The sequence below is a fragment of the Streptomyces lusitanus genome (genome assembly GCF_042647945.1).
In the GTDB taxonomy this organism is placed as follows: Bacteria; Actinomycetota; Actinomycetes; order Streptomycetales; family Streptomycetaceae; genus Streptomyces; species Streptomyces pseudogriseolus.
On the sequence record NZ_JBHRWL010000027.1, the window covers coordinates 134522 to 155448 of the forward strand.

The 20927-nt window shown below is 68.0% G+C and carries 28 protein-coding genes; 18 read left to right on the forward strand and 10 right to left on the reverse strand.

What is annotated here, in order from left to right; translation table 11 throughout:
• Positions 1-177 precede the first annotated feature (177 nt).
• Together ACFOSY_RS30185 and ACFOSY_RS30190 are read left to right on the forward strand one after the other, a co-directional pair.
• A complete protein-coding gene (locus tag ACFOSY_RS30185) occupies positions 178-477 on the forward strand; it encodes a WXG100 family type VII secretion target (protein WP_006133193.1) in 300 nt (99 codons plus the stop codon).
• A gap of 155 nt (positions 478-632) precedes the next feature.
• Positions 633-1274 carry a hypothetical protein gene (locus tag ACFOSY_RS30190; protein WP_394312969.1) on the forward strand — a complete coding sequence of 214 codons (642 nt, stop codon included), beginning with the start codon at positions 633-635 and terminating at the stop codon, positions 1272-1274.
• Positions 1275-1425: 151 nt separating this feature from the next.
• Here ACFOSY_RS30190 and ACFOSY_RS30195 read toward each other — a convergent pair whose 3' ends face one another.
• The 6 genes from ACFOSY_RS30195 to ACFOSY_RS30220 form a co-directional block, all read right to left on the reverse strand.
• Positions 1426-2043: a hypothetical protein gene (locus ACFOSY_RS30195; RefSeq protein ID WP_394312971.1), complete on the reverse strand. Its 618-nt coding sequence runs from the start codon at positions 2041-2043 to the stop codon at positions 1426-1428.
• A complete protein-coding gene (locus ACFOSY_RS30200) occupies positions 2040-2570 on the reverse strand; it encodes a hypothetical protein (RefSeq protein ID WP_394312973.1) in 531 nt (176 codons plus the stop codon). Before ACFOSY_RS30200 ends, ACFOSY_RS30195 begins: the two co-directional genes overlap by 4 nt.
• Positions 2571-2697: 127 nt before the next feature.
• Complete coding sequence (locus ACFOSY_RS30205) at positions 2698-3108, reverse strand: hypothetical protein (protein WP_394312977.1); 411 nt, start codon at positions 3106-3108, stop codon at positions 2698-2700.
• A gap of 13 nt (positions 3109-3121) precedes the next feature.
• On the reverse strand, positions 3122-4369 hold the full coding sequence (locus tag ACFOSY_RS30210; RefSeq protein WP_394312980.1) for a hypothetical protein: 1248 nt from the start codon (positions 4367-4369) through the stop codon (positions 3122-3124).
• A gap of 136 nt (positions 4370-4505) precedes the next feature.
• Complete coding sequence (locus tag ACFOSY_RS30215; protein ID WP_394312983.1) at positions 4506-4796, reverse strand: hypothetical protein; 291 nt, start codon at positions 4794-4796, stop codon at positions 4506-4508.
• Positions 4797-5180: 384 nt separating this feature from the next.
• Positions 5181-5702 (reverse strand): hypothetical protein, encoded by a 522-nt coding sequence (locus ACFOSY_RS30220; RefSeq protein WP_394312985.1) that lies wholly within the window; start codon positions 5700-5702, stop codon positions 5181-5183.
• Positions 5703-6010: 308 nt separating this feature from the next.
• Between ACFOSY_RS30220 and ACFOSY_RS30225 the strand changes: the two genes are divergently transcribed.
• The 5 genes from ACFOSY_RS30225 to ACFOSY_RS30245 are packed head-to-tail and all read left to right on the forward strand — an operon-like array spanning position 6011 to position 9450.
• A complete protein-coding gene (locus ACFOSY_RS30225) occupies positions 6011-6322 on the forward strand; it encodes a WXG100 family type VII secretion target (RefSeq protein ID WP_006133179.1) in 312 nt (103 codons plus the stop codon).
• On the forward strand, positions 6319-7596 hold the full coding sequence (locus tag ACFOSY_RS30230) for a putative T7SS-secreted protein (RefSeq protein WP_394312987.1): 1278 nt from the start codon (positions 6319-6321) through the stop codon (positions 7594-7596). The genes ACFOSY_RS30225 and ACFOSY_RS30230 overlap by 4 nt, the downstream gene beginning before the upstream one ends.
• A 33-nt stretch (positions 7597-7629) precedes the next feature.
• Positions 7630-8226, forward strand: coding sequence for a hypothetical protein (locus tag ACFOSY_RS30235; RefSeq protein ID WP_394312989.1), 597 nt, complete (start codon positions 7630-7632; stop codon positions 8224-8226).
• Positions 8207-8875 carry a hypothetical protein gene (locus tag ACFOSY_RS30240; protein ID WP_394312991.1) on the forward strand — a complete coding sequence of 223 codons (669 nt, stop codon included), beginning with the start codon at positions 8207-8209 and terminating at the stop codon, positions 8873-8875. Before ACFOSY_RS30235 ends, ACFOSY_RS30240 begins: the two co-directional genes overlap by 20 nt.
• Positions 8872-9450 (forward strand): hypothetical protein, encoded by a 579-nt coding sequence (locus ACFOSY_RS30245; protein ID WP_394312994.1) that lies wholly within the window; start codon positions 8872-8874, stop codon positions 9448-9450. Before ACFOSY_RS30240 ends, ACFOSY_RS30245 begins: the two co-directional genes overlap by 4 nt.
• 81 nt (positions 9451-9531) lie before the next feature.
• On the opposite strand, the gene ACFOSY_RS30250 is transcribed toward ACFOSY_RS30245, so the two are convergent.
• The 3 genes from ACFOSY_RS30250 to ACFOSY_RS30260 form a co-directional block, all read right to left on the reverse strand.
• Positions 9532-10575 carry a hypothetical protein gene (locus ACFOSY_RS30250; RefSeq protein ID WP_394312997.1) on the reverse strand — a complete coding sequence of 348 codons (1044 nt, stop codon included), beginning with the start codon at positions 10573-10575 and terminating at the stop codon, positions 9532-9534.
• The gene (locus tag ACFOSY_RS30255) at positions 10572-11042 is read right to left on the reverse strand and encodes a hypothetical protein (RefSeq protein WP_394312999.1); all 471 of its coding nucleotides are present in this window, start codon (positions 11040-11042) and stop codon (positions 10572-10574) included. The genes ACFOSY_RS30250 and ACFOSY_RS30255 overlap by 4 nt, the downstream gene beginning before the upstream one ends.
• A gap of 387 nt (positions 11043-11429) precedes the next feature.
• Positions 11430-12110 (reverse strand): hypothetical protein, encoded by a 681-nt coding sequence (locus ACFOSY_RS30260; RefSeq protein ID WP_394313001.1) that lies wholly within the window; start codon positions 12108-12110, stop codon positions 11430-11432.
• Between the two features lie 160 nt (positions 12111-12270).
• Between ACFOSY_RS30260 and ACFOSY_RS30265 the strand changes: the two genes are divergently transcribed.
• From ACFOSY_RS30265 to ACFOSY_RS30315, 11 genes are all read left to right on the forward strand, one after another.
• Positions 12271-12786, forward strand: coding sequence for a hypothetical protein (locus ACFOSY_RS30265; protein ID WP_394313003.1), 516 nt, complete (start codon positions 12271-12273; stop codon positions 12784-12786).
• A 481-nt stretch (positions 12787-13267) separates the two neighbouring features.
• Positions 13268-14008 carry a hypothetical protein gene (locus ACFOSY_RS30270; protein WP_394313005.1) on the forward strand — a complete coding sequence of 247 codons (741 nt, stop codon included), beginning with the start codon at positions 13268-13270 and terminating at the stop codon, positions 14006-14008.
• Positions 14009-14025: 17 nt separating this feature from the next.
• Positions 14026-14913, forward strand: coding sequence for a hypothetical protein (locus tag ACFOSY_RS30275; protein WP_394313007.1), 888 nt, complete (start codon positions 14026-14028; stop codon positions 14911-14913).
• Positions 14910-16217 carry a CpaF family protein gene (locus ACFOSY_RS30280; protein WP_369157523.1) on the forward strand — a complete coding sequence of 436 codons (1308 nt, stop codon included), beginning with the start codon at positions 14910-14912 and terminating at the stop codon, positions 16215-16217. The genes ACFOSY_RS30275 and ACFOSY_RS30280 overlap by 4 nt, the downstream gene beginning before the upstream one ends.
• A 52-nt stretch (positions 16218-16269) precedes the next feature.
• Positions 16270-17226 carry a type II secretion system F family protein gene (locus ACFOSY_RS30285; protein WP_394313064.1) on the forward strand — a complete coding sequence of 319 codons (957 nt, stop codon included), beginning with the start codon at positions 16270-16272 and terminating at the stop codon, positions 17224-17226.
• Between the two features lie 14 nt (positions 17227-17240).
• Entirely contained in the window at positions 17241-18155 is a 915-nt protein-coding gene (locus tag ACFOSY_RS30290; RefSeq protein WP_394313067.1) for a type II secretion system F family protein, read from the forward strand.
• An 85-nt stretch (positions 18156-18240) separates the two neighbouring features.
• Positions 18241-18492 carry a hypothetical protein gene (locus ACFOSY_RS30295; RefSeq protein WP_006133157.1) on the forward strand — a complete coding sequence of 84 codons (252 nt, stop codon included), beginning with the start codon at positions 18241-18243 and terminating at the stop codon, positions 18490-18492.
• A 28-nt stretch (positions 18493-18520) separates the two neighbouring features.
• Complete coding sequence (locus ACFOSY_RS30300; protein ID WP_006133156.1) at positions 18521-18970, forward strand: TadE family protein; 450 nt, start codon at positions 18521-18523, stop codon at positions 18968-18970.
• Complete coding sequence (locus ACFOSY_RS30305) at positions 18970-19404, forward strand: TadE/TadG family type IV pilus assembly protein (RefSeq protein WP_394313009.1); 435 nt, start codon at positions 18970-18972, stop codon at positions 19402-19404. The genes ACFOSY_RS30300 and ACFOSY_RS30305 overlap by 1 nt, the downstream gene beginning before the upstream one ends.
• Positions 19401-19871: a pilus assembly protein TadG-related protein gene (locus ACFOSY_RS30310; RefSeq protein ID WP_394313011.1), complete on the forward strand. Its 471-nt coding sequence runs from the start codon at positions 19401-19403 to the stop codon at positions 19869-19871. The genes ACFOSY_RS30305 and ACFOSY_RS30310 overlap by 4 nt, the downstream gene beginning before the upstream one ends.
• A gap of 380 nt (positions 19872-20251) precedes the next feature.
• Positions 20252-20485, forward strand: a complete 234-nt coding sequence (locus ACFOSY_RS30315) for a hypothetical protein (protein WP_394313017.1) — start codon at positions 20252-20254, stop codon at positions 20483-20485.
• A 30-nt stretch (positions 20486-20515) separates the two neighbouring features.
• On the opposite strand, the gene ACFOSY_RS30320 is transcribed toward ACFOSY_RS30315, so the two are convergent.
• Positions 20516-20860, reverse strand: a complete 345-nt coding sequence (locus tag ACFOSY_RS30320; RefSeq protein ID WP_394313020.1) for a hypothetical protein — start codon at positions 20858-20860, stop codon at positions 20516-20518.
• Positions 20861-20927 lie beyond the last annotated feature (67 nt).

Below are 20927 nucleotides of genomic sequence, written 5' to 3' on the forward strand. Positions count from 1 at the left end.
AGGTGGGGATGTGGCGGCGCAGTTCACCCCCGTAAGCTTCTGCCGCAAGAGCGGACGATCACACCGGCGGGCCCGAGAGGCCCCTGAGCCGCAGGGGCCGCGACGGCAGGCCGGTAGTTCCGCAAACAAGGGAGCCACGGGGGTTGGCCCTGCGGCGTTGCGAGAGGGAGCGGCTTCATGGCCAAAGACCTTGACATCACATATCAGGACATGCGGGAAGCTGCCAAGCATGTCGTGAAGGAGAAGGAAAAGCTTCAGGAGAAGCTGGACGGCCTCCGCAAGTACATCAACAACCTGGTCAACTCCGGCTACGTCACGAAGAGCTCGTCGAAGGCCTTCGACGAGAACTTCGACGAGTTCACCAACGGCGCGAAGACCACGCTGGACGGCCTCGACGGCATGGGTGACTACCTCACCATGGCGGCCGACAAGTTCGAGCAGATCGACGACGAGCTGGCGAAGGCGGCGCGGAAGTAACTTCCGGGCGCTGGGTGCGGTTACACCGGCGGTGGGGCGGGGGGCTTGGGCTTCCTGCTCCACCGTTTTCCGTGTGGTGACACCACTTGGCATCGACCTGGGCAGCCGTGGGGCGCTCGGTCGACGCGCCGATCGATGACCTCGAGGTGACCAGCGTGACGGTCGACATTGACGACTGGACCTGTCGGCTGGACTTTCCGGACGGATGGGTCGACCTTACGACTGCGATCGAGCTCGACCCGGCCGGGAGGGCAGCTTGGGCCCGGGAGGTTGTGAACTCCTTCAACCCCTTGGACCTTGTGGCGTCCAGGGAATCCATGGAGGACGGCCTGATCTCCCTGGCGAGGAACGCCGAGAAGACACACGCGGTGCTCGCAGCCGCCTACTTCGCGGTGGGCGGGGCCAACTGTGCCGTCTTCGACGTTCAGATCTTCGGCGAGGACGGGGTGGTTCTCTCGTTGGAGGAGGTGGCGAACAGACTGCGCGGCCACAAGGGGATCGTGGGGAAGTCACAGGTGAGCAGGGTCGAGCTGCCGGTTGGCCCGGCGGTCCGGTTGCAGGCCCAGTATCAGTCCAAGGGCGTGCTGGGTTTCGGCAAGCGCCTCTCGGAAAGGGTTTCGCACGCCCTTCTGGTCCCCCAGACGTCTGACGTCCTCTTGGCGACGATGACGTGGAGGGTCATGGAACACGGTGACCAACTCACGCGGATGGCGGACGCGTTAGTGCCCACCCTCAGCTTTGTGCCACTCGACGTCGAGGGGAAGCCGATTCCGGAAGGCGGTGCTTCTGGGGTCTGATCCCTGGAGCGACGAGAACACCGGCAGCGCAGGAGGAACTGGCCGGCGGCACCGTTCCAGCTACCCTCGAAGACGTTGTACAGGCGCGCTGTCCGCCAGTCGCGTCCATGGTGAGGCTGGCGCATCGGCTGACTCGGAGCAGGACTCTGGATCACGGGACGAAAATAGCCAGGGAACAGGCCAATTCTTCCACGTCGTCAGCGGCCTGCAGAACTCGCGCCACATCCTCGGTTGCTGTCCACAGCAATACGTCCGCTTCATGTTCCGCAACCTGCCAGGCGTATCGGACACATGCCAGGACATGTGGCGAGTCCTCTTGAGTGACGTAGCGGAACGTTGACATTCCGTCGCCCAGATGAAGGGAATGGAATGATTTGACCACAGGCGGCTCTACGGCGTTCGGGTCGTCGGCTTCAGTGAGCGCGCGGAGGGTGAGCTCTCGCGGCCCCTGAGCGGGACCGATAGCGGCGCAGACCGGCAGGGGTACATCTGTGGGGTGGTCAAGATGGAGAAAGAGCCAGTGGGTCGACTCAGGGGGGCAAAGGGCTTTGGCGCAGCGAGCCAAAGTACCACCCACGAATCCGACACCGTGAGGGCCCGGATCCAGGTCGCGGTCACCCCAAAGGTCCGCTGCTCTCTCCAGACACCACGCATCGATGTCGTCCCACTCGTCAGAAGGCGCGGTAGGACCCGCCCTGGGAGGGATGATCACCCACGGGTAGGCGTCGACGTGTTCAATGTCGATGATCGGCCAGAAGACCTCCTTCATCCGTGCCTCCAGCGGAAGGTCGCCATCACTGCATCGAACCATTCAACGAGTACGTCCGCGAGTTCGTCTCGTGGACTCCCACCCCCAACCGTTGAGAAGGCGGCTACGAACCACCGGCTTGCGTCCCCGGGGACGGAAATGACGTACTCGACCCGGCGGGAGGCTGCTTGTATCACGTGCCTACGATCTGACTCCGCGACGTACTCCCGTCGAACAGCGATTGCCCCGTCCACTTCGCCGGAGGCTACATCAATGTCCTCGCCATCTCGGGAGAGCAACTGCACGGCCAGCTCCCCAGGGTCAGTAGGTGGTGCCTCCCGCAGACGCTTCGGCAGCGTTGTTTCCGCAACAAGGAGCGATGCGCCCAGGTTGAACTCCTGATCACCCCGCAACTTCAGGGGAACGTACAGGTCGATTCCGCCCCTTCGCCGAGCTTCAACAACGGACTCGTGGAACCGCCGAGAAATCTCTGCTTTGTAGGGTTCAATCCTGTCCCTTGGGGCGTCAGCAGGGATAAGGGAGAACATGTCCCGAAGGACACGGTCAACAGCCTCGTTCGTTCCCTGATGCAAGGGAATTTGCACCCACTCCGATGGGAGCAACAGACGGTACCCTATTGCGCGGCTGCCGATCTCTTCCGCTACCGCGTTCCGTTCACTCGCCATGAGCTGATCGCCTACCGTCGAGATAAAGGATCCCTAGGTGCCCGGCAAGGGCGGCGGCTGCCGCAAGCCAAAGAATCCATCCGCCCTTGAAAAGGGAAAACGCCAGGGCGTAGAGAAAGTAAAACGTCAGTGCGATCCGAAGGATCGTCCGTTCCGTTGACAAGGTCGCCCAGTCGACCGGGCGACGCGCCAACCAGATGAGAAGCCCCGGCGTGATGGAGAACGCGGTCCATTCCCAAGTAGGCAGGGGCAGCAATTCTTCCCCGAACATGTCATCTGTGAACGGAGTCGCAAAGTAACGGAAGACGGCAATCATGAAAATCACCTTGACGGTGGCGATACCGTAAGGGAGCCAGGCTGCTGTCTCATCTGCTTGTGCGGTGTCGCGGCTCTCGCTCACTGATTCATTTCCTTCACCATTGATAACCGATGGGAGCGGCCATCCGATCCTTCGATCTGGAGTATCCATCGCCGGTCAATGCATCTCCACCCTTGTCTCCAGCGTCCAGAACCGTCGACGCTCCCCATGATCCCTGCACCACCTTTTGGTGGCGCAATGCCTGGTTGGCGTTGGAAGCGAGCTCAGCGTTCCCGGGGTATGTGTCACGCCACCTGACGACATCCTTGACCTGGCGGGCGAGAGCCTTGTCCCCAACAGTACCCGCGCTTTCCCTTACGGTGACCTGGGGCAACTCGGAATTTCGCACCACTTCGGCGGAGCGCTTCCCTGCGGCACGGTTCTCACCCTCCATACGCAGACGCCTGGCTCTGGCGTTCTCCCGGGCCTTTCGCGAGGTACCCCCCTTCTTTCGTTCAGACTTACCCGCTTTACTGCGAGCTTTTGCATTGCTGCGGGCGGCCTGTGCAGCGGACTTCTCCTTGGCGAGGCCGGCCGCCGTCTTGCGTGAGTTCTTCTGGAGGGCTTTGATCGCCTTGGCTGCTTTTATCCCGTTACGCGCCAACTTAAGTGCGCCGAGATCCATCAGAACGTCGAACCAAGACCCGTTTCCGGTAGCAGCCTGCGCGACGTGAATGGCTGCGACGGCGACAGTCAGGACAAGCGCAATCACGCCGAGAGCGGGAAAAACAATGGCTAGTGCGCCAACAGCGGTCGCTGCCCAACTAGCCCCTTCAGCGAAAGCATCCAACCAGTCCGCGTCGGCCACCCAGGCTTTGACGTCATTCCACCAGCTGTCTTTCATGTCGTCGTCAATGGACGACCTGATCTTGTTCGCAAAGTGGCCTGAGCGTTCGCGGTAGGCGCTTTCGGTGGAGTTGAGGCGCTTGCGGGCCTCTTCAAGATCTTCCTTGGCCTGTTGCAACAGCGGATCCTGCTCTGCTTCGTGCTTCTTGCTGCTCTTGGCGCCATCCGGACTTTCCTGCTCGTCGCTCGTGGAACGACCGTCGATCCTCTGCTGGGCGTCCTGGGCATCAGTGAGTGCCCTGTCCGCTCTCTGCTGGAAATCCTCCAGTTCGTCCGCCCAGTTCGAGAGGTGTCCCTTCACCTCGCGGTATCGGTCCTCTGCGAGGTCCAATTTTCGCCCTAGTCCGCGGGCTTTTCCTGAGAGTTCGTCAGCGTATTTGCCCTTCAGGTTGTCGGCGTCTGCCATAGCAGTTAACGCCGCAGCCTGAGTGCGCAGGTATGCGGCGATCTTCTTCATGTGCTTTACCTGCTCGCGGATCTCGACAGGATCTCCTGGAACAGGATCACTCTCGCGCAGTGGCTGCCAATCCTTAGGTCGCGCCATTTTCCCTCTTGCAGAGTTCGGGTAGGGCGTGCTGAGCGAGTAACTATTTCTACCTTTCCTTTTTCTCTCCGCTCCTGGTCAGCTCGTCCTCGAGGCTCTGAAATGCTTCTCGTGTCGCCTCTACCATTGTTCCGACGCTCTCCAGTGACTCCAGCAACCGTTTGCGGTTGTCGCTCCAGTTGTCGATGAACTCCGTCATGGCGCCCTTGAGTTCAGAGGCTCCTACTGAGCTGGTTATCTCGACTTTCCACTCGCCGAGATGGGCGAACTCGTTCCGAATCGCTTTCAGCTGCTTCGACGACTTGGTCAGAAGTGCTAGATCTACGGTCAAGTCGGACATGCGTAGTGTCCCGGAAAGGTCAGGTGATCGGTCGACGTAAGTGGAGTGGGGCCCGGGCGAAGTCGCGGGTGCGTCACCGTCTGATGCCCGTGACCACGCGCTCGTTTGCGGGCGGCGATTCGTCCCCGGGCGTACGGGCCGTGGGTAGCCGCGCTGTCGCGGAGGCGAACGCGGCGGCGGTGGGCATGGCGCGGCGCTGCACAGTGGGCTCCCTGCGGAACGAGACGTGTCCAGTGCGGTGACGATATCGGTGGGGTTGCCGGTTTCGCCAACGTGAACTTCACTGCGGGAGGCTGAAAACGGTGGTTCGCCGAACGGCTGTGTCCGTCCTCCAGAGGCCGGCCTCAGCGGGCCGAACTACCCAGGACTTACGGCACCGTTCCCTCAGGCCCCGCCGACAGGCGCGTTCCGGAGCGCGTACATGTGCAGCTCGCTCCGCGACTCCTCCGTGTCCACCCGCAGCCAGGAGCCGTCGTGGAAGCGGATCAGTAGGATCCGGGTCTCGAACTCGCCGGAGAAAGGGTCTTCCAGCGTGGCCTCGTCGGGGGACAGGCGGGCGACGATCTGGGCGTGCCTGTCGCGTCCCGAGCTGACGCGCTTGGGCGGGGCCGCGAAGGTGATGCCGTCCGGGCCGGCGAACAGCAGGCGCTCGTGGTGGGTCGAGTGGCTGTACCAGCGCAGGAGGAACTGGCCGGCGGCACCGTTCCAGTCGCCGTCGAAGACGTTGTCCAGGCCGCGCTGGTCGACAGCCGCCTCCATCCGCTTCTCGTCCTGCTTCCGCGCCCGGTGCCGTTCCTTCTCCTCCTTGGAGTCAAGGGCGCGCTCGACCGCCTCCTGCCCTCGCGCCAGAAGGCTCAGGAGGAGCAGGAGCGGGAGGAATGCGGCGCCAAGTACCGTACCGAGCATGGCCAAAGGGGGCCGGCGGGCCGGGCGGAGCGATGGGTTGCCCGCGGCGTGCAGAACATCGGCCGGAGGCTGCGGGATTGTTCCGATCCAGCACCATTCGCCAGCTTCGGAGCGGATGTCAAGGCGTCCCGCGATTCCGCCCCGTTTGCTCCTGCGTGCCATGTCAGCCGTCTCCTTGCCGATGCCGGACCAGATCGGTTGACTGAGAGTATCTGCTGTACAGAGCCGTGACGCGGGAGTCGGTGGACGGCTGCGACCGCCCTTGGTGAAGGGCTCTGGGCGGGAACGGGTGAGAAAGGATTGGAATCATGGGGGATCACATAAAGGCGGACCTCGCCGCCATCAAACAATGCTCACGTGACCTGGCGAAGATTCACGGCGAGTTCGAGAAGCACGGAAACCCCGCGGACGAGTACGGCAGCGCGGTGGGCCACGGCGGCCTCAAGGACGCCTTTTCCGACTTCGGGGACACCTGGAAGAAGACGCGCAAAAAGCTCATGAAGGAGCTCGAGCAGCTGTCGGAGTTCACGAAGAGCGCGGCCAAGGCGTACGACGACATCGACCGCGAACTGGCCAAGGCGATCCGGGACGCCAAGGCGCAGAGCAAGGGGAAGAAGTGAGCAGGACAGACGCCGACTGGCCGCCGCTGTGGCACGACGACCCGACGCCGGGCGACCCCGAGGAGGTCGCCGAACTGGGCCGCAAGCTGCGCAAGATGGCCGACATGATCGACGAACAGTCCCGCGTCATCAAGGCGCTGGCCTCCGTCGAGGGCTGGGACAGCGAGGCGGGCAAAGGCTTCCATGAGATTGCCGGCGGTACCGCGGACAAGCTGAAGAAGTCTTTCGAACGCTACGACGAAGCCGCCAAGGCCGTCGGCGAGCAGGTCAGTGAGGGCAGCTCGGACCAGTTCGCCGGCGAGATGCGGCGTGCGCAGCGCAAGGCGGACAAGGCACTCGCCGACTACCGGGAGGCGAAGGCCGACCACGACCTCGCGGACGGCGAGGTCAAGAAGTTCACCGAGAAGTACCCGACGGCGTACGACATTCCTGCCGCGGAGAAGGAGGAGTACGAGCGCTGGGTCAAGAAGCGTGCCGAGGCGCTGCACCGCATCGGCGACGCCCGCAAGGCGGTGAAGGACGCCCGGGAGATCTATGACGACGCCGGGGACAAGGCCGCTCGCCATATCAGGAACGTCGTGCATCACGACGCGGTCCGCGATCCCGGCGGATTCATGAACTTCCTGGCGGACTGGGCCGACATGCTGTCCAACATCTCGGCGGTTCTGTCCGTCCTGGCGGTTATCTGCGCCTTTGTTCCGCCGCTTCAGTTCCTGGTGCCCATCTTCGCGACCCTCGCCGTGATCGCGAGCGCGGCGGCGCTCGCCGGTCATGCGTACGACATGACGGCGCGCGGCGGGAAGGTCGACTGGCTGAAGCTGGGCGCCGACGCGCTCGGAGTTCTTCCGGGACTGGGAGCTCTGAAGGGGTTCAAGGCCCTCAAGGGACTCAAGGGACTGAAGGCGCTGGGAGGCATCAGGTTCAGTGGCATGGCGGCGATGAAGGGCGTGGGCCACAACTTCCTCAATGGTGTCGCCGTCAAGCTGACCAACAAGGTCCTCGCCAGGACATCGCTCGGTGTTGTCGAGGGGAAGAACATCACGGGCATCATCAAGGGCGCGGGTCTCGCCAGCGCCTTGCACCGCATGCTGAGCGGTGAGAACGGCGAGCGGACCGGCTACCAGGAGCCCCCCAAGGCCACCGCGCCCACGCCCCGTCCCACGCCGACGCCCACGCCCGAGCATGCGCCGACGCCCGAGACCACGCCCCGGCCCAGCCCTCGCCCCGCGCCGAGCGTCACACCGAAGGCGTTCAACGCAGCCCTGGCGGCATAGACCGCGATACCCAACGACTGGAAGGCAGATGTCATGACCGAGGACGCGCAAGAGCTGGGACCGCGGCAGTTCGTCGGCCGACGCGGCGGTGACACCGCCACGTTGGTCGACGGCTCCGTGATCGCCGGCGTGCCGGAGGCGAAGCGGGCCGCCGAGGAGGCGGGACGCGCGCTCCGGTTCGACTTCCTCGACGACGAGGCCGTGCTGGACCTCCTGCACCGGCGGCATGCCGACGAGGAGGAGATGTTCGGCGCGGGCTTCAAGCACGGGGTGCCGCTCGCGCTCGTCGGCTTCGGCGCCGTCGTGTACTGGGGCGGCGTCGCCCAGTACTGGGAGACCCCCGCCTCCCGGAACGCCTACCTGGCGGTCGCCGCGGCCGTCCTGGTGACGCAGATCTTCTTCTTCGTACGCAGTGCGATCCGGGTCTGGGGCGACCCGGTCCGGCAGAATCTGCGGGCGCGTGCGGCGAAGTACCGAGAGATCGCACACATCGCCCGACGGGGAGGGGCCGAGATCCCGGCCCACTATCCGCACTACGGGCCCTACCCGTTCGCCGCGACGTTCCGTCCCGACGTGGACGACCGCGAACAGTCCCGAAGCAAGGGTGCAGATGACCACGGAAACGGCTGACACGGCGCAGCGCACGCTCACGGGCGACCACGGCATAGAAGTCCGCTGGATCATGCCCGAGGGCTTCTTCGAACTGCCCTTTGAGGCGGACGACCTGGACGAGCTGGCGGATCAGCTGGTCGCCCTGGCCAAGCAGGCGCTGCCGGGCGCCGACGAGGAGGTGCAGCTCCAGTACGCCGCGATGTGCGCGGCGCACTACGACGAGTTCATCGAGGCCGGTGTGCAGTACGCCGGCTTCGTCACCACCGAGGTCGACGGGGTTCGGTGCACCGCGACGGTGAACGTCAGCCTCATGGACCTCGACGAGCGGGCGGGCCGTAACCCGGCCGGGTTCGTCGCGACGACGATGCGGCACCTCGGGCTGGGCCAGGTCGACGAGGTGCAGCTGCCGTGCGGTCCGGCGGTGACCTGCGTCGGCAACCGCGCCTCGAACGTCGACGGCGCGCTGACGCAGTCGGGTCAGGACGAGCCGATCTGGACGTCGTTCATCCAGGTGCAGATCCCACTGGACAACGGCACCGTGCTGATGATGGAGATGGGGACGCCCACCGCCGAGGGATGGGACGTCTTCTCCGCCATGTTCGCCGGCATCGTGAAGAGCGTCCGTCTCTTCGACGACTCCGGGGCGCCCCTGGTGATGCCCGGGTGAGCGAGTCGTCCGAGAGCGCCGCCGCGCCGGCGACGGCCGGCGCCCGGGACTACCGGCTGCTCGTCCCGCGGGAGTGGTTCCGCGTCGACCTGATGCAGGACCGCTGGCGTCGTCAGCTGAAGACCTTCGTGGAGAAGCAGGCGGACGGCCGGCAGGTCCCGGCCGAGCTGACGCGGAACGTGTGGGCCACCCTGCGCAACACCGCGGAGGCGGGTCTGGCGCGGGGCGCCATGGAGTTCTACCTCCTGACTCTGTCGCGCAACGGAGGACTGCCGGCCTCCCTGCTGGTCTCCCTCATGCCGCCGGGCGGTACGCCGGCCGATCCCGAGGCGTTCGCGGCGTGGATCGAGGCACGGGAGGACGAGGACGGCGGGCGGCGCGAGGTCGGGGTGGTCGACCTCCCGGCCGGCCGAACCGTCCGGGTCGCGGGGCCGACGTCCCTGGATCTTCATGTCGTCCTGCCGGGCGGGACGGGCTACCTCACCCTGTCGTTCTCCGCGCCGGTGGTCGGCATGTCCGGTCCGATGCTGCGGCTGTGCGAGGCCATCGCGGGGTCGCTGCGGTGGGTGGAGTGACGGCCACCGCGGCCTGCGGCCCGCGCATGACGTCCGTGCGGCTCCGCCCGAGGCGCGGGCGGAGCCGGGACCGAGCCGCTGTCAGCGGTTGACTGCCTGGATCTCCTGGACGGTGACGGCCTGGTCGTCGCCGAAGGTGCCGTCCGGGAGGTCGCCTCCCGCACCGCCGGTGCCGGTCCAGGAGATGTCCCAGGTGATCGTGGCCCGCAGCGTGAACGTTCCGTTGCCGGAAGAGCGCAGGTACTTCAGCCCGCAGGGCGGAGTCAGGTCGGTCTTGCCCTGGGAGTACGGCTCACCGATCGAGCCGTCGGCGTCGATCGTGCACTCACCCGAGGCGGGAAACGTCTCGGCGTCCGGCGTGCCGGGCTCCAGCCTCAGGGAGACGGGCCTGGCGGTGGTGGTGGCCTGGATGTTCAGTCCGCCCGCGGCGATCGAGGCGGTCACCGAGGTTTCCCTGAACCTCGTCCTGTCCAGCCAGGCCCAGGTGGGCAGGTTCACCTTGGTGGCGGCCTCGGGCCTCAAGGTCACCTCGACCGCCGGCAGACGTACGCGGTTGTAGGCGAGTTCGGCCAGCACCTCGGGAGTGACCGCGTTCTCGGCCGGGACGGGGTCGCCGTTCTCCACCCAGAACGGCTGCTTGTCGCAAGCCTGCGCCTCGGGCTCCATTCTGCGGTCCTCGTCACGGACGGCGACCCAGAAGGAGCCCTCGTCCTTCTTGTCGAGGTTGTAGTTCTTGTACGTGCCGTCCTTGTAGTCGTCGCGGAACATGCCGACCGACTGCTTGGCGTAGCTGTGCTGGCCGGGGGTGTTGATCGTCTCCTCGTACATGCCTTCGACGTAGTCACGGAACTGCTCCGCCGAACGGGGTTCGTACCAGCAGGCGGGAGGTGACCAGTCACCCACGGGCTGCAGGGCGCCACGGCCGTCGCCGTCGCCTCGGGCGCCGGAGGTGGAGCCGCTGTAGACGACCTTGGACACGAGGGCGGACCCGTCGCGGGTCCCGCTCGTCTCCTTCTTCTCGCCGTTCGACGCCCCCGGCGTACCCCATGCGAACGCCGTTCCGGGAAGGAGCGCGAGTGCCCCGGCAGCCGCCCCCGTGACCAGCCAGCGATGCCGTGCCCTCACTGCACGCACTTCTTGTTCCCCCGCTCCGACTCGAGCTTCGTCGTCTGCCAGACCCCCCTGTCGTTCTTCTCCAGGCGCGTGCTGTAGAGCACGTAGGAGTCGTCGGTCGCGGGGGTCTTGTCCACCTTGTTCGTCTTGCGGTCCTTGTTGTAGGCCTTGCTCTCGTCGGCGCAGTACGAGACGCCCGCCGACTTCTTGTCGAACACGCTGATTTCCGGGGCGAAGTAGCGCACCGATCCGGAGTAGGTGAGTCCGGCGTCCACGATGCCCTTCACCCAGTCCTGACTGCCCGCGAGGGCGCTGCCCGACTGGTAGAAGCGGAGCGCCGGGGACTCGGGATCGCCCTTGGTGACGGCGTGCGTCACCGCGGTCTGTGCCCTCCCCGCATCCGCCAGGACCGCGTCCTTCGTGGCGTCGCCGGTCTTCCAGCCCTCGAACCGCTCCTCCACGTCCTCGGGCAGGGTCATGTCCGGACGCTCGGCCGTGACGTCGGCCCCACCGGGGGAGGGCGACGCCGTGCTCTTCCCCGTGTCGGCCCCCGCGATCTCGTCGCCCCCGCCGGACGCCCCGTCGTCACCGCCACACGCGGTCAGCAACAGGGCGGATGCCGCGGCGAACGCTACAACGATGGGCAAAGTGCGGCGCTTCACAGTGACTCCCCGTGAGACAGATGTTCAGTCAAGGGCAACGACGGTATCCGTGCGGCAATCGGTTCGCCAGGTCGGCATGCTCCGCCCGGAGGGCCTACTTGACCAGGGCGTGGGCGAATCGCGAAGATCTCAAGCGTGACGTGTGAGGGAAATCCGGCGGCAGGACAATCGCGCCGGTGACGGCCGAAGTGGCCCATGACTTGGTCACTGGCACGTCGCCGCCTTCCCCTCCACAAACACCTCGGACGCCTGCCAGAGGCAGTTGCCAGTGGGCGCCTTGGCCATAATGATCTTGAAGTGGTCGAAGTCCGTCAGGCTCGGCGTGCCCTTGATCACCTTTCCGGTCTTCACTTCCTTCGAATAGAACTTGGTCGAGTCGACGCAGAAAGCCACTTCCACCGTGTCGCCGGCGGGCGTCGAGCGCGTGGTGGCCTGGTAGTGGCGCCGGGTGCCGGTGGCCGTCCATCCGCCCTCGAGCCTGGCGCTGATCTGCGTCTGACCGTACGTCAGTCCCTGGCCCTTGGAATAGGCCACCAGGGCGGCGTCGTCGGTCGTGCGCTTGTCGATGCCGTGATAGATGGCCCGGACGTAATTCGCGGCGTCGTCCATGGCGGCCGCCTCGTTCTTGTCCTCGGGCTTGTCCCAGTCGAAGACCAGGTTCATGTCCTTGGGCACAGACACATCCACACCGTCCGGCTTGTCCTCCGCCGGTGCTCCCGAGGGCTCCGCCGGCTTGGTCGGCTTCTCGGCGCCCTGGCCGGTGCCGGAGTCGGCAATCGTGTCGCTGCCCCCGGACTGGTCGCCTCCGCCTCCGCAGGCTGTCAGCAGCAAGGTCGCTGCGGTGGCGAACGCGGCGGCAACGGGCAAAGTGCGGCGGCGCTTCACAGTGGGCTCCCGTGAGACGTAACGTTTCCAGTGCGGTGACGGTATCGGTGCAGTTCTCGGTTTCACCAACGCGAACTGTCCCTTGGCCAGGCCGAAATGCCAGTTTCCGGGTGCCTGGACGGGACGTACAACGGAGAGCCGTGCCGTCTACGCTGCGGTCGTGGTCTTCATCTCGCACCGTGCTCTTCAAGGCGGCCGTGGGCACCGGCTGGCCGTCGGCGTCATGCTGTTCCTCTTCTGGGTCGTCCTGGCCGTTGGACTCACCGCCGCCGCGGTCGCCAGCCGAGTTGGATGGCCGGCCCGGCTGGGGCTGGGGGCCGGAGCCGTCTCCGCGTATCTGCTCGTGTGGTGGAGCGTCCAATTCTGGTGGTCGGCCTACTGTCAGGGGCGGCGTGAGGAAGCGGTGGCCGAGCCGGACGCATGGCCCTGGTTGCTGCCCCCGGTGATCAGCGGTGTCGTCCTCGTCGTCTCCGGAGTGGGGATGCTGAGTCGCGGGGACGGCAGTGGGTGGTTCGGGCTGGGGTTCGGCCTGGTGATCGGCGGCCCTTCCCTCGTAGGAGTGGTCCTGCAGGTGGGGGAGTGGTTCTCCGGGCGATCAGGCCGTGACCCGGCCGCGCCCGCCCAGCCCGTCGAACCGCCACGACCGCGACGGGACTGGGGGCCGATCGGGAGGTGAGTCCGGGCGCAAGGGCGGCCTCCGCGGCGGCTCTCCGAGGCCCCTGCCCTCCGTGCATCCCGTCCCCACCGGTCCGGGCGACGAGCATGGCATGGCCGTCCGGCGTCCTCGTGAGCGAATCGTGCAGGGCTCATGTGCGGTACGTAAGGGACCGTACGGCAGGCGTGGTCGGCCGGTTGGGGCGGGGGTTCGCTCGAGCACAGGTGGCGGGCCGGTCCCAACTGGGTTGTTCAACAGTGAAATTGCAGATGAATAACGGTGTGCGCGGTGAGGTCCGCGAGGTCGGCTCCGTCTTGAGGGGCTTATGTGTGGCTGATACGGTGCGATGGCTTGACACTCACCACAGCGTTGGCTATTTGCCCAGGTCGGGCGGGTAGGTCCGACCCGTCGGGCTTGTCCGTGCGCGAGCAGACGTGGGTGAAGTGTCGGGAATTTCGGAGTACTTGGCAGACATCATCTTGGGTGTACGGGGAGCGGCTGCGTGAAGATCCAGGAGCGTACGGGGGCGGGCGCGGGTCGTTCCGCGGTGCCGGCCGGGCCGTCGGTCGGGGACCGGCTTCCCACTCCGCCCCGTGAGCGCAAGCCGGCCCTCGCCGCGCTGGCCGTGCTGCTGATCCTGGTGGGCGCGCTCGGCGCCACCATGCTCGTGCTTCAGGCCGGTGACCGGATCGAGGTCGTCAAGATCACCCAGGAGATCCCGGCCGGGCAGGCGGTCACCGACAGCAACACGACGTCGGTGATGGTCGCCGAGGACCCGGGCATCAACTACGTCAAGTGGTCGCAGCTCGACGCCCTGAAGAAGCTGAAGGCCGTCACCACCATCCCCGGCGGTGTGGTCGCCGTCGGCGAGATGTTCGGTGAAGAGGCCAACGTGCCCGAGGGGAAGTCCCTGGTCGGCCTGTCCCTGAAGGAGGGGCAGTACCCGGCAGGGCTGAAGTCCGGTGCCACGGTGGCCGCTTACCGCGTCGGCGGGACCTCCCGGTCCGACTCCGGCGACGGCGATACCGGCGGCTCCGGCGGCTCCGGCGGTTCGACCGGCGGCGGTGACGCCGTGATCGTGGAGAAGGCGGTCGTCGACTACGTCAAGGAGACCAAGGGCGACGACCTCGTCAGCAGCACCAACCTGCCCGTGACGCTGCTCGTCGACGACGCGCAGGCCGCGGCGCTCACCCAGGCCGCCTCCAACGGCGAGGTGGCTCTCGTCCTCGTCACTGGCAACTAGAAGGCGGCACCCGACCCATGGCCCTCATCGCCCTCGCCGCCGACAAGGGTTCCCCCGGCGTCACCACCGCGGCCGTCGCCCTCGCGGCGGTCTGGCCGCGCCGCGTGCTGCTCGCCGAGACCGACCCGGCGGGCGGTGACCTCGTGTACCGCAGCGCCGCCGCGCACGGCGGCCCGCTCAACCCCAACACCGGCATGCTGTCCATCGCCGCCACCGCGCGGCGCGGCCTCGTGCCCGACCAACTCTGGGACCACGTCCAGCCGTTGAGCGGCGGACTCGAGGTTCTCGTCGGACTGGGCGTCGCCGAGCAGGCGGCCGGCCTGGCCGGTCTGTGGCCGACGCTCGGGCGCGCCTTCGCCTCCCTCGCCGACTCGCCCAACGCGCCCGCCGACGTCATCGCCGACTGCGGCCGCATCAGCGGCGACACCCCGGCCGTCGAGCTGTTCCCGCACGCCTCCCTCGTCCTGCTGATCTCGCGCACCGAGCCCGAGGCGCTGGCCCGTGTGCGGGACCGGGCGGCCGCGCTGGCCGGCAAGCTGCACGGCGGGTCGCGCGGCGCCGCCACCCTGAACAGCCCCGTCATCGGCGTCGTCCTGGTCGCCGACCCGGGCAACGCGGCCAAGCTGGCCGGCCAGGTCAACGACATGCTCGTGCACGCCCAGACCGGCGCCCGCGTCGTCGGCACCCTCGCCGACGACCCGGCCGGCGCCGAGCAGCTCGCCGGGCGCCGCCGCGGCCGGCTGGACAAGTCGCTGCTGATCCGCTCGGCCCGCAAGGTCACGGCCGACGTGTACCAGCAGTACGGCGCCGCCTGGGCCGCGCAGCAGCAGGCCGCGCAGGCCCAGGCCGTCCATCAGCAGGCGCACGCCGGCCCGCCGCCGCAGGGTCACGGAGCCGGGCGATGACCGCTGTCGACCACTCCCTGGTCAAGCGGTTCCGTCAGGACGCCGGTGACCGGATCGCGGAGCAGCGCCGCCTCGACCAGGTCAACGGCGTCACGCCGATGTCCGGCGAGGACGAGCGGCAGTACGCCCGTGCCGTCATAGCCCAGATCCTCGAGGAGTACGCCCGCTCCGAGATCAACGCGGGCCGTACGCCGCTCGACGCGGAGACCGAGGAGCAGTACGCCGCCGCCGTGCACGCGGCGCTGTTCGGGGTGGGCCGGCTTCAGCCGCTGCTCGACGACCCCGAGGTCGAGAACATCGACATCAACGGCTGCGACCAGGTGTTCGTCGGCTACTCCGACGGGCGTGAGGTGCGCGGCGAGCCGGTCGCCGAGACCGACGAGGAGCTCATCGAGCTGATCCAGGTGCTGGGCGCCTACTCCGGTCTGTCGTCCCGGCCCTTCGACTCCGCCAACCCGCAGCTCGACCTGCGGCTGCCGGACGGTTCGCGTCTGTCGGCCGTCATGGACGTGGCCCGCCGGCCCGCGCTGTCCATCCGCCGGGCCCGTATGGGCAAGGTGTTCATCTCCGACCTGGTCGGCAACGGCACGCTGACGCCCGAGCTCGGGCACTTCCTGGCCTGCGCGGTCCGCGCCCGCAAGAACATCATGATCGCGGGCGCCACCAACGCCGGAAAGACGACGCTGCTGCGGGCCCTCGCCAACGAGATTCCGCCGCACGAGCGTCTCATCACCGTCGAACGCGCCCTGGAGCTCGGCCTCGACACCTTCCCCGATCTGCACCCCAACGTGGTGGCGTTCGAGGAGCGGCTGCCCAACTCCGAGGGACAGGGCGCCATTTCGATGGCGGAGCTGGTGCGCCGGTCGCTGCGTATGAACCCCTCCCGCGTCATCGTCGGTGAGGTGCTCGGCGACGAGATCGTGACCATGCTGAACGCGATGTCCCAGGGCAACGACGGCTCGCTGTCCACGATCCACGCCAACAGCTCCAGCGAGGTGTTCAACCGCATCTCCACCTACGCCCTCCAGGCCACCGAGCGGCTGCCGATCGAGGCGAGCCAGATGCTCATCGCCGGCGCGGTGAACTTCGTCGTCTTCATCCAGCGGCGCAACGGCTTCCAGAGCGGCGGCCGGCTCCAGCGCATGGTGACCTCCGTGCGCGAGGTGAACGGCGTGGACGGGCGGGTGCTGTCCAGCGAGGTGTTCGCCGAGACCCCCGACGGCCGGGTGGCCGCGCACGCCCCCATAGCCTGCCTGGAGGAACTGATGGCCCACGGCTACCGGCCCAGCGGAACGTGGGGGTGAGCCGGTGACGCGTACGACCACCGACCTCGCCGCGCTCGAGTCGCTCGGCGCCATGGGCGGACTGTTCTCCACCACCGTGCTGTACGCGCTCGCCTGCGGTGTCGCCGTCGGCGGCGGTCTCGCGCTGTTCGTCGTCGCCGTACGCGGACTGCCCGCGAAGCCCGACCACGAGAAGCAGAAGGCGAGCGAGCGGGCGGGCGAGCTGATCCGGTTCGCCGGGCGGCGCGGTTCGCTCGCCGCGCTCGTCGGGCTCGCCGTGCTGCTGATGACCCGCTGGGCGGTCGCGGGCATCGCCTCCGCCGTGCTCGTCTTCTTCTGGGACCGCCTCTTCGGCGGCGCCTCCGAGGAGCGGGCGGCCATGCGGCGGGTGGAGGCGCTCGCCTCCTGGACGGAGTCGCTGCGCGACACCATCGCCGGCGCGGTCGGCCTGGAGCAGGCCATCCCGGCGTCCGCGCGGGCCGCCGCGCCCGTGCTGCGCCCGCACCTCGACGCGCTCGTCGACCGGCTGCGCGCCCGCACCCCGCTGCCCGAGGCGCTCCAGCAGCTCGCCGACGAGATCGACGACGCCTCCGCCGACATCATCGTCGCCGCCCTCATCCTCAACGCCCGCCTGCGCGGCCCCGGTCTGCGGCAGGTGCTCGGCGCGCTCGCCAAGTCGGCGCGCGAGGAGGTCGACATGCGGCAGCGGGTGATGGCGCAGCGCGCGTCCACGCGCCGCTCGGTGCAGATCGTCGTCGCCGTGTCGATCGCGTTCGTGCTCGGACTGTCCATCTTCAACCGTGACTTCGTCGAGCCGTACGGCACGGCCGTCGGCCAGGTCGTCCTCGCCTGTGTGTGCGGGCTGTTCGCGCTGGGCTTCTGGTGGCTGCGCAAGCTGTCCACCATCGAGACGCCCGAGCGCTTCCTCGTACGCGACGACTCCTCGGTGCGTCTGGTGCGTCCGCGCACCCCGGGCGCCGGGCCCGCGCAGGCGTCGCCGTTCCAGCCGGAAGAGGGGGTACGCCGGTGAACGACCAACTGACGATGCCGGTGGTCGTCGGCGCGGTCGTCGGACTGGGCGTGTACGTCCTGGTCCGCGCGCTGATGCCCACCAGGCGCAGCGCCCTCTCGCAGGTCGCCCGGATCGACGCGATGCGGGCCCGCGGCACGGCGTACGAGTCGGCGCGGACCACGGACCGCGAGCCGTCCGGCCGCTTCGCCTCGCTGCGCGCGCAGGTCGGCGAGAAGGTCGCCGAGGTCTACCGGCAGCAGGGCTGGGAGCAGCGGTCGCTCCGCGCCGACCTGGCCGTCCTGGAGCGCAGCTGGGAGAAGTTCCTGGCGACGAAGGTGCTGCTGGCGGTGGCGGGCCTGTTCTTCGGGCCGTTCCTGTTCGCCATCGTCTGGCAGCTCGGCTTCGGCAGCAGCCCGGTCATCCCGGTGTGGCTGGCGCTGCTGTGCGCGGTGCTGTTCTTCGTCCTGCCCGACCTGGAGGTGCGCCGGGACGCGGCCGAGAAGCGGCGCGACCTGCGGCGGGTGATCGGCGCGTACCTGGACCTGGTGTCGATGAGCCTGGCCGGCGGCCGGGGTCTGCCCGAGGCGCTGATGGCGGCGGCCGAGGTGTCCGACGGCTGGGCCACGCAGCGGATCCGCAACGCCCTCGCCGACGCCCGGATCACCGGCATCAGCCAGTGGCAGGCGCTCGGCGCTCTCGGGGAGGAGCTGGGCGTGGAGGAACTCAAGGACCTCTCCGCCTCGCTGGCGCTGGTCGCGGACGACGGCGCGAAGGTACGGGAGTCCCTCGCCTCGCGCGCCGAGACCATGCGGCACCGCGAACTCGCCGAGATCGAGGGCAGCGCGGGTGAGAAGTCCCAGTCGATGCTCGTGGCGCAGCTGCTGCTGTGCGCGGGGTTCCTGGTGTTCCTGATCTTCCCGGCGGCGATGCGGGTGTTCCAGGTGTGAGATACCGGACCGGTGAGCCGCGAACCGCGGACCGCGCGCCGTACGTCAGAACTTCCGTGAACCGAATTCGAGAGGACAACGCGTCATGAACGGACGTACCTTCCACACCGGCATCCCCGCCGTCGACTTCCTGGTCACCTTCATGCGGGCGCGCGTCGAGCGGGCCCGCTCCGGCGAGCTGGACCGCGGCGCCTCCGCGGTCGAGTGGGTCATCATCTCGGCCGTCGTCGTGGCGATCGTCGGCGTGGTGGCCGCGATCATCAACGCCGCGCTCAGCGAGGGCGCCAACAAGGTCGGCGACTGCATCAAGGGCGCGGACGCGGGCAAGACCTGCTGACCGCACACACCTACTCGACGTGACGGGGATGCCGGTGCGCGTACGCAGCTGGGTACGCCGACGGGTGGAGGCCGCCTCCGCCCGCGGCGATTCCGGCATGACCGCGATCGAGTTCGTGTTCCTCACGCCCGTCCTGTTCTTCATGATCTTCGCGACGGTGCAGTTCGCGCTCTACTTCTTCGCCGATCATGTCGCCCAGGCGGCGGCGCAGGCGGGCGCGCGCAAGGCGCGGGCGACGGCGGACGCGGAGCCGGGCGGCTGGCGGGGCGAGGCGCGGGAGGTGGTGGACAGCTACATCCAGCAGCTGGGCCCGCAGTTGGTCATCGCCCCGGACGTGAAGATGCTCCAGCCGGAGCAGAACACGGTGGGCGTGGAGATCACCGCCCGTATCCCGACGGTGTTCCCGGGCCTGGACCTGACGGTGCACGCGCGGTCGGCGGGCCCGGTGGAGCGGTTCGTGCAGGAGGGGGAGAACTGATGCGCCGTTCTCTGCCGCGTCCGCGAGCCGGGCGTGAGGACACCGCCGACGCGGGTCTGTCCACCGTCGAGGTCGTCATCCTCGCGCCGGTGATGATCCTGTTCATCCTCGTCCTGGTGGGCTTCGGACAACTGGTCGACGGGCGGGGCGCGTTGGACGGCGCGGCGCGGGACGCGGCGCGTGCGGGGTCGATCCAGAAGGACCACGCCACGGCGATGGCCGAGGCACGGGCGGCGGCGGAGGCCAACCTCCAGGACGTCTGCTCGGGCCCGGTGACCGTCGTCCAGACGAGCCGGGGCTTCGAGCCGGACACCCTGTTCAGCGTCGAGGTGAGCTGCGAGGTGCGCGGCCTCGCCATGCTGGGCCTGGACATCCCGACGACGCTGACCGCGAGCTTCAGCTCGCCGCTCGACCCGTACCGGAGGACGGCGTGAGGGCGGCGCGTGCGCGTGTGCGGAACTGGCTGGCGGACCGCCGTACGCGGCTGGACGACCGCGGCTCGGGCGCCGGCGCGGTCATCATCTTCGCGCTGGTCTTCCTCTCCCTGGCGGCGTTCGTCATCGACGGCGGCATGTCGATCTCCAAGCGGGAGCGCGCGGCGGACATCGCGGAACAGGCGGCCCGCTTCGCCGCCCAGGACATCGACCGCGAGGCCCTCTACGACAACGAGGGCGGCCCCGCCCCCATCAACTTCGAGAACTGCGACGCCCGGGTGAAGGCCTTCGCCCGCGAGATGGACATGTCCGGCCCGGACATCGCCGCCACCCACTGCGTGACGGCGACGGTCGACGCGGTCGAGGTCGAGGTCCAGCTGACGTACTCGCCCGTGTTCACGGGGATGTTCTACGGCGGCGACGTGGTGGTGCACGGTCAGGCCGTGGCGGAGAACGAGGTCGGCTGACGGGCGTTCCCGCCGGGGTACGGCGGGCGTGACCCCGAAGAATCCGGGGAATCGGCACAGGGTTCACGAGTGCTTCTCAGAGCGGTGACGGAAGCCGGTCGATCACTTGGCCGGAGCCTCCGCGAGGTGAATGGCCACCGCCCTGGCGTGAAGGCCCTGCGACCTTTCCCGGTCCTTTCCGTCACACCTGTGACGCGCGGGGCGTACGGGGACGGACCGCGGGCCGGACGACGCTGGTCGGCCGTATCCCCGCGTGCTTTGATCGGGCGGTGCTGTTCGTTCGCCGCGGGCCGGTGCTTTTCCGTGTCCGGGCCTTCCGTGTGACGGAAATCGGCGAACTTTCCGCGACGCATCGTCCGACACGAAGGGAACGCGCCCCCATGAACCTCGCCCCCCGGGTGGAAACCGCCGAACTCTCCGACGCCGACCTCGACCTCGTCTCCGGCGGCCAGGCGGGCGGCGGCGCCGGCCTCGCCCTCGGCGTCCACGCGGAGGCGGGCGCCCTCGGCGTCCACGTCGAGGCCGGGAACATAGCCCTCAGCGCCGGCGCGGGCGTCTCTCTGTCCCCGCAGGGCGTCGCGGTGGACGGCCACCTGCACGCGTCGCTGTACTGAGCCCGCGACGCGGGGCCGGGGCCGGGGAGTCTACTTCTCGGCCCCGTTCCCCTTTTTCGGGCGCTTGTCCTCGACCTTCATCTTCTCGTTGACCTGCTTGGTGAGTTCGTTCTCGAGCTTGTTGAATTCACGGACCACCGCGTCGGACATGTCGGCGAGCGCGTCGAGCTGCTGCGTGATGTCCTCGCGCCCGTCCTCCCAGTTCGACTCGAAGTCGGAGAGCGCGTCGTTCACGCTGCCGTCGCCGATGTCGTCCTTGTACTGGTCGAAGAGCTTCTTGGTGTGATTCATCCGCGTCTTCACCGACCGCAGCCGGCGCCCGTAGTCCTCCAGATCGGACAACGGAAGCGCGAGATCGCTTTGTCCCTCACCCATGTGAATCCCCCCTCGGTAGCCCGCGGCCGACCCTCACCCTGAGCAGGGTACGACCCGGAGGGACGGG